We start from the raw sequence: 1403 nt of genomic DNA on the forward strand, positions 1-1403 counted from the left end.
TCGTCATCCGCGCGGCCGGCCCTGCCCTGCCCAGGGCAAGGGCGGGGCCGAGGCGGCCGGTCGGCCCCCCGTCGCCCGCCGTCGGGCCCTGGCCCGCTACAGGGAGGCGATTCGCGCCGGAGACCGCCGGTCGGGATGACCGCCGGCAGTGTCGCCCCGGCGCGACCCGCCGCCGGATCCGTCAACGCAGAGTGGCGGCCAGGGCGGTCAGGGCGGCCAGGATCAGAATCCTACGAGCGGTCATGTCGTTCTCCCCCTTACTATGTGGGGCCGGGCCGGGATGCCGTCCGGCGTGGCGTGTCGTGTCGCAAAGCCGGAGGGACCCTGCCAGTGGACAAGAAGCGATTCCAGGCCGACGTCGTGCTGCTGGTCTGCACCCGCAAGGACGGCACCTGCGGCAAGAAGGGCGCCCGCCTGCGCGCCCGCCTGACCGAGGCCGCGGCGGCCGAGGGGCTGAAGAAGCGGCTGCGCGTCCTGCCCACCGGCTGCCTCGACGCCTGCGGCGTCGGGCCGGTGGTCCTGGACCCGGCCTCGCAGACCCTGTACTACGACGTCGGCAAGGACGACGCGCTCGACATCGTGCGCAAGACGGCCCGTCGCCACGGGCTCGAACCCTGACCCGCACCTGACCCCGGGAGGCGCCGTGATCATCCGACCCGTCCCCTTCGCCGCCGTGGCCTTCGTCTGCACCAACAAGCGCCCCGACGGCCACCCCAAGCCCTGCTGCGCCGACCGCGGCGGCCTCGCGCTGCGCGACGAACTGAAGCGGCAGGTCGCCGAGCGCGGCCTCGAGAGCCGCGTCAAGGTCTACCAGAGCGGCTGCCTCGGCGGCTGCGAGTTCGGGCCGATGGCCATGACCTACCCCGACGGCCGGATGCAGTTCGGGGTCAGCGCGGCGGACCTGCCGTCGATGCTGGATTCGCTGGCGGCGGAGGCGGAGGGCGACAACCCATAGGACGCGCGGCCTGCGACGAGCGCGCCGGCGCCGGCTTCGATCTGGCGGGGAAGTTGACCTCGGCGAAGTGATCGCATCCCGCTTCCACAAAGCATGGGGCTCCGGCAGCAGCCGGAGCCCCTCCTCTTTCGACGGTCAGGCTTCCCGGCCGCCCTACTTCAGAAGCACCATCTTCTGCATCTGCTGCATCCCGCCCGCCGCCAGCCGCGCCATGTAGACGCCGCTCGCGACCTGGCCGCCCGCGTTGTCGCGGCCGTCCCAGGTCTCGTCGTGGCGGCCCGCGGCGCGCGAGCCTTCGACCAGGGTGCGCACCAGCGTGCCCTGCAGGTCGTAGATCTCCAGACGGACCGCGCCCTCGCGGGCCAGCTCGTACTGGATCTGCGTCTGCGGGTTGAACGGGTTGGGGTGGATGCCGACCAGCGCGGTCGTCGCCGGCGCCGGCGTGCCG

3 protein-coding genes are annotated in these 1403 nt (G+C 73.1%); 2 read left to right on the forward strand and 1 reads right to left on the reverse strand.

Annotated features, from left to right (window positions below):
- The first annotated feature begins 330 nt into the window (after positions 1–330).
- The gene (locus tag Q7W29_13185; protein MDO9172774.1) at positions 331–618 is read left to right on the forward strand and encodes a (2Fe-2S) ferredoxin domain-containing protein; all 288 of its coding nucleotides are present in this window, start codon (positions 331–333) and stop codon (positions 616–618) included.
- A gap of 25 nt (positions 619–643) precedes the next feature.
- Positions 644–955, forward strand: coding sequence for a (2Fe-2S) ferredoxin domain-containing protein (locus tag Q7W29_13190; protein MDO9172775.1), 312 nt, complete (start codon positions 644–646; stop codon positions 953–955).
- Positions 956–1108: 153 nt separating this feature from the next.
- Here the strand turns inward: Q7W29_13190 and Q7W29_13195 are convergent.
- A partial coding sequence (locus Q7W29_13195; protein ID MDO9172776.1) for a FlgD immunoglobulin-like domain containing protein occupies positions 1109–1403 on the reverse strand: 295 nt, incomplete at its 5' end.

The sequence above is a fragment of the bacterium genome (assembly GCA_030654305.1).
Taxonomy (GTDB): Bacteria; Krumholzibacteriota; Krumholzibacteriia; order LZORAL124-64-63; family LZORAL124-64-63; genus PNOJ01.